General features: G+C 65.6%; 5 protein-coding genes and 1 pseudogene. 1 reads left to right on the forward strand and 5 read right to left on the reverse strand.

The annotated features are described in order from the left end of the window. The 5 genes and pseudogenes from EN991_RS22375 to EN991_RS22395 all read right to left on the reverse strand — a co-directional run. Positions 1-896 (reverse strand): annotated as a pseudogene (locus EN991_RS22375) (signal recognition particle-docking protein FtsY); the annotation flags it as partial. 12 nt (positions 897-908) lie between these two features. After that, positions 909-2,222, reverse strand: coding sequence for a tRNA (N(6)-L-threonylcarbamoyladenosine(37)-C(2))-methylthiotransferase MtaB (gene mtaB / locus EN991_RS22380; protein ID WP_013528840.1), 1,314 nt, complete (start codon positions 2,220-2,222; stop codon positions 909-911). Further along, positions 2,222-3,106 carry a diaminopimelate epimerase gene (gene dapF / locus EN991_RS22385; protein WP_013528841.1) on the reverse strand — a complete coding sequence of 295 codons (885 nt, stop codon included), beginning with the start codon at positions 3,104-3,106 and terminating at the stop codon, positions 2,222-2,224. The genes mtaB and dapF overlap by 1 nt, the downstream gene beginning before the upstream one ends. 96 nt (positions 3,107-3,202) lie before the next feature. Continuing rightward, positions 3,203-3,364: a DUF1328 family protein gene (locus EN991_RS22390; protein WP_013528842.1), complete on the reverse strand. Its 162-nt coding sequence runs from the start codon at positions 3,362-3,364 to the stop codon at positions 3,203-3,205. Positions 3,365-3,446: 82 nt separating this feature from the next. Beyond that, the gene (locus tag EN991_RS22395; protein ID WP_127369572.1) at positions 3,447-4,466 is read right to left on the reverse strand and encodes an MBL fold metallo-hydrolase; all 1,020 of its coding nucleotides are present in this window, start codon (positions 4,464-4,466) and stop codon (positions 3,447-3,449) included. 279 nt (positions 4,467-4,745) lie between these two features. Between EN991_RS22395 and EN991_RS22400 the strand changes: the two genes are divergently transcribed. Then, positions 4,746-5,230 (forward strand): AprI/Inh family metalloprotease inhibitor (locus EN991_RS22400; RefSeq protein ID WP_127369573.1); only part of this gene is annotated, 485 nt, incomplete at its 3' end.

A 5,230-nucleotide genomic window follows, 5' to 3' on the forward strand; every position in this document is an offset into this window, starting at 1 on the left:
GAGCGCCTCGGTGCCGGCTCCGGCGCTTTTTGCGGCTCGGCCTTCTGCTCGACCTTCTTGGTGACGGTCACCTTGCCGGGGGCGGCTTTCGGCTCCGGCGCGGGTGGTGGAAGAGGCTGCGGCTCGGGCGCAATTTCCGCAATGACCGGCTGCGATTCGATCGGCGCAGGCTGGCGAATGGGAGGTGCGATTTCGGCGGCGGGTGCTTCGGGCGTCGGCGCTGAAACTTCTTCCTTCTCCCCGTCGCTATACGGGGAGAAGGTGCCGGCAGGCGGATGAGGAGCGGCGCCGGCCTCTGAAGACGGCTGAAGAGGGGACGGCGCCGGTGTGGGCACCTCGATCGGCGCTGGTGTTTCTGCCGGAACCTCGGCCGGCGTCGGCACTTCGACTGGTGCCGGCTCCGGCCGCTTTTCCGGGCGTGACGGGACGATCTCCGGTTCGGCCGGCGCCGGCGCTGGGACTTCTTGCGGCTGCCGTTCGGGCGTGGGTTCGGGAGTCGCAGGGGTGAGCGGAACTTCCTCGGGCGCCGGCGGCTCTGGAGTCTCTGGCGCGGGCGCCGGTTCTTCTTTCGGCGCGGGCTCCGGCAGAGGTTCCGGCTCGGAGGGAACAGTCGGCTCCGGTGCTGGCGGGATGGTCGGCTCCGGCGCGGGCACCGGTTCCTCGACAGGCGCCGGTTCCGGCGCAGGAATTACCTCCGGCTCGACCGTCGGCGTCGTTTCTGCCTCGGGCCGCGGCTCATCGCGCTTCAAGAACTCCGGGACGACCTGTTCGGCCGCCGGCTTCAGCGCATCGAGTGCTTCCCATTTGATCGGCGGTAGCGGGGCGGTCTCGTCGATCCGTTCCTCGACCACCTCTTTCTTGCCGAACGAAAATATCTTCTTGAAAAAACCAGCCATGCTTTGCGTTTCTCAGGCGGCGCGGGCGGCAAGCGGCGCCGCGATCAGCCTGGTACCATCGTGGCCCGATATATCGGCCTCGACGATCTCACCCGGTGCGCCCGTGCCGAGTGCGGCAAGCGTAAAACCCTCGGTGCGGCCAAGGCCGTCTCGCTCGATCAGGATCGACTGACGCGTACCGGTGAGCAACGACAGATGCCTGACATAGGCAACTTCACCGGCGGCGCGCAGCCGGGCGGCGCGCTGCTTGACCACCTCGCGGCGGAGCTGCGGCATGCGCGCGGCAGGCGTGCCTTCGCGTGGGCTGAAGGGGAAGACGTGGAGATGGGTCAGGCCACACTCCTCGACAATTTTCTCCGAGTTCTCGAACATTTCGTCGGTCTCGGTCGGGAAGCCGGCGATGATGTCGGCGCCAAAGACGATACCGGGGCGCAGTTTGCGCACATCCTCGCAGAAGCGGATCGACTGATCGCGCAGATGCCTTCGCTTCATGCGCTTCAGGATCATGTCGTCGCCCGACTGCAGCGACAGATGCAGATGCGGCATCAACCGGGGCTCGGTGGCGATGGCGTCGAGCAAATCGTCGTCGGCCTCGATCGAATCGATCGACGACAGCCGCAGGCGCTTAACATCGGGCACCTGTTTCAGGATGGTCTTCACCAGTTTGCCGAGCTTCGGCGCGCCCGGCAGGTCGGCGCCGAATGAAGTCATGTCGACGCCGGTCAGAACGATCTCGGCATAGCCGTTGCCGGCGAGCCGCTTGACCTGCTCGACCACGGCGCCCATCGGCACCGAGCGCGAATTGCCGCGGCCGTAGGGAATGATGCAGAAGGTGCAGCGGTGGTCGCAGCCGTTCTGCACCTGGACGAAGGCGCGTGCGCGGCCCTCGATGGCGTCGACCATGTGGCCTGCGGTCTCGCGCACGGAAAAGATATCGTTGACGCGCGCCTTCTCGGTGTCGTTGACGCCGAAATCCGGCAGCGCGCGGTAGGAATTCGCGTTCAGCTTCTCTTCATTGCCAAGCACGAGATCGACCTCGTCCATGGCGGCGAATTTTTCAGGCTCGGTCTGCGCGGCGCAGCCGGTGACGATGATGCGGGCTCGCGGGTTGTCGCGGCGCGCCTTGCGGATCGCCTGCTTGGCCTGGCGCACTGCTTCGCCTGTCACGGCGCAGGTGTTGAAGATCACGGCGCCACCTTCCAACGCGCCGAGGCCCGCACTTTCAGCCTCGCGCCGCATCACCTGCGATTCATAGGTGTTGAGCCGGCAGCCGAAGGTGACGACATCGATCCCCGGGGACGCCGGGCTCTTGGGCAGAGCGGACATCAGGCCGCGCTTTCAGTGTCGCGGGCCCATGTCCCGATCGACGGGTCGAAGTTGCCGGAAAATTCCCATTCGGCGGCGCCGGTCAGGACCACGTGGTCATCGTCGCGCCATTCGACATGCAGCGTGCCGCCGCCTGGCGTCAACAGACTGACGCTGCGGCCGGTCCGGTTGGTGCGGGCCGCGGCCACCACGGCCGCGCAGGAGGCCGAACCGCAGGCCTTGGTCAGGCCGGCGCCGCGTTCCCAGGTGCGGATGATCATGGTTTCGGGCGAAGTAACCTGAGCGATGGTTATGTTGGCGCGCTCGGGGAACATCGGGTGGTTCTCGAGCAGCGGACCGAAGCGGTCGAGCTCGTAGGACCAGACGTCGTTGTCGACCCAGAAGATCGCGTGCGGGTTGCCCATCGAAACGACCGAGGGTGAATGCAGCACGGGAGCGTCGATCGGGCCGATCTGCAGCTCGATCATGCGGGTGTCGCGGAATTCCTCGGCCAGCGGGATATCCTGCCAGCCGAAGCGCGGCGTGCCCATGTCGACCGAGATCGAACCGTCGGCGTGTTCGCGCGCATTGAGGATGCCCGCCACGGTCTCGAAGGTGAAGATCTTCTGGCCGGTCTCGGCGGCGAGCGCCTGGACGACGCAGCGCATGCCATTGCCGCAGGCCTGCGCACCGGTTCCATCGGAATTCAGGATGTCGATGAAAAAGGCGGTGCCAGACGTCCTGGCGTCATGGATCGCCATGATCTGGTCGAAGCTGGTCGCGGCATCGGCGTTCAGCGCAACCGCCGCCGCCGCCGTCACCCGATCGGCACGGCCACGCATATCGGCAACGATGATCTCGTTGCCGATGCCGTTCATCTTGGCGAAAGGGGCAGTGCTGGCCATTGCTCCGAAAAATTCCGTGTCCGTTTGGCGCTATATGGCGGAAACGGGCAGGAATTACCAGTGCGCAGCCGCTTGGTCTCGGCGAAAGCGCCGGACTTACGTGACGGCGAAAATGCCCAGCACCACCAGCAGGAAGATGATCAGAACGATGCCGATAAGGATACGCGCACCGGTGGCCGCGGCACCTGCCAGTGCCGGCATGCCGAGCAAGCTCGCCGCCGCGGCGACGATCAGGAGAATGATAATCCATTTGAGCATGACAATGCCTCGCAAACCGGCAAATATTTCAACCACATGAAAACGCGGTTGCAGCGCTGGGGTTCCGTCGAACCGATGCGGATCAGGGCGCTATGTGCTCCGGCACATCCCAGACCTCGCCCGGCCGCAAGGCGCGAAAGCGCTCGCGTGGGATGCCTCGATCGTCAAGCGCCTCGGTCAATTTGCGCGCCGGCTCGTCGATCGGCTCGTCGGTGAGCTGGAAGGTGCCCCAGTGACAGCCGGCGGCATGGGCGGCGTTGCACAGCGTCATGCCTTGCACCGCTTCCCAGGGGTTCTGGTGCTGCGGCGCCATGAACCAGCGCGGCTCATAAGCGCCGATCGGCAGGATGGCGAAGCGGAAACCGCCATGTTTCTCGGCCATCCGCCGGTAGTTGATGCCATCGTGGAAGCCGGTGTCGCCGGCGAAATAGAGCTTGCCGTCAGGCGTTTCGACGACAAAGCCGGCCCAGAGCGCCATGCGCCGGTCGCGGGCGCCACGCGCCGACCAGTGATGCACCGGCTCGACATGAATGGCGGCGCCGTCGCCGATCTCGACCCTGTCGCCCCAGTCATGCGCCGACAGCCGCATGCCGGGCACGGCGGCTTCGATGATGGCGTCGTTGCCGAGCGGAGTGAGCACCAGCGGGTCGTGGCCGGCCTTCAGCCGCCTCAACGTGGCGAGGTCGAGATGGTCGTAGTGGTTGTGGCTGACCAGCACGAGGTCGATCGGCGGCAGGTCGGCAAAGGCGATGCCTGGCGCATTGATGCGTTTTGGTCCGGCGAAGGAAAGCGGCGAGGCGCGCAGCGACCACACCGGATCGGTAAGGATGTTCAGACCGGCCGTCTGGACCAGCAAGGTGGAATGGCCAACCATGGTCACTTTCAGCGCGGCGCCCTCGACCCGAGCCGTCGGTTTCGCCTGCGGAAAGGGGCTTGCATCGCTCGCCGGCCATTTCGAGCGCTGGCCATTCAACTGCCATTTCAGCAGGTCGGCGAAACGGCCGGGTGGCTGGCCGTCGGGATTGAAGAACAATGCGCCGTCGAAATGGTCGCTGGGCGGGCCGCTATAATAGCGATTGGCGGCTGTCTTTCTCGCGGCCAATTTTGCGGCTCCGGCAGGTGTTTCGTTTTCCAGACATAGGCGCTAAGGCGGCTCGCGCAAGCGTCCAACCGTCGAATGTCGGCGCTGCACTGCTTTGACCGGATCCCCAGGCGACGCGCGACAAGCGGTCAGCCGCCGCGATTGCGATAAATTTGCAACAATTCTTGCTGCAAACTGTATTTTAACCATATCGGGTTGAAATTTCGCCACCTTCTCCATCTTGGTGGGGGTGAGATTGTGCGGACGGCTTCCCCCCAGCCGGATCCGACGGAGGTTGGAATGACTTTTTCGAAAACCGGTCTGGTGGCCGTATCGCTGGCGGCGCTCGTTGCGAGCGGCTGTTCGACCTCGCGTTTCTCCTCGATGGATGACCAGCAGCCGGCACCGCTGGAGGCCGCGCCCGCCGGCAAGGTGACGGCGAACCAACTGCCGCCGCCGGCATCGCCCGGCACCACCGACCCGTCTCAATTCCCGACCGCTCCTGCGAACACGCAGGTCGCCGCGCTGCCTTCGGATGGTTCGGCGCCGGCCGGCGCTTCGGACGTGACTGCCGCCAGCGTCGCCGGTGTCTGGAACGCCAGCGTTGCGGGCCAGAGCTGCAAGGTGGCGACACCGCAGACCAAATTCGGCGCCGGCTTCCGCGCTGGGCCGCTGCATTGCCCGGCGCCGATGGACGGCGTCAAGTCGTGGAACGTCGCCGGCAAGCAGCTGACGCTCTATGACGAGAGTGGCGGTGCGCCGGCGGGGCTCTATTTCTCTGGCGG

This window comes from Mesorhizobium sp. M7A.F.Ca.US.005.03.2.1 (genome assembly GCF_003997795.1).
GTDB classification, from domain to species: Bacteria; Pseudomonadota; Alphaproteobacteria; order Rhizobiales; family Rhizobiaceae; genus Mesorhizobium; species Mesorhizobium ciceri.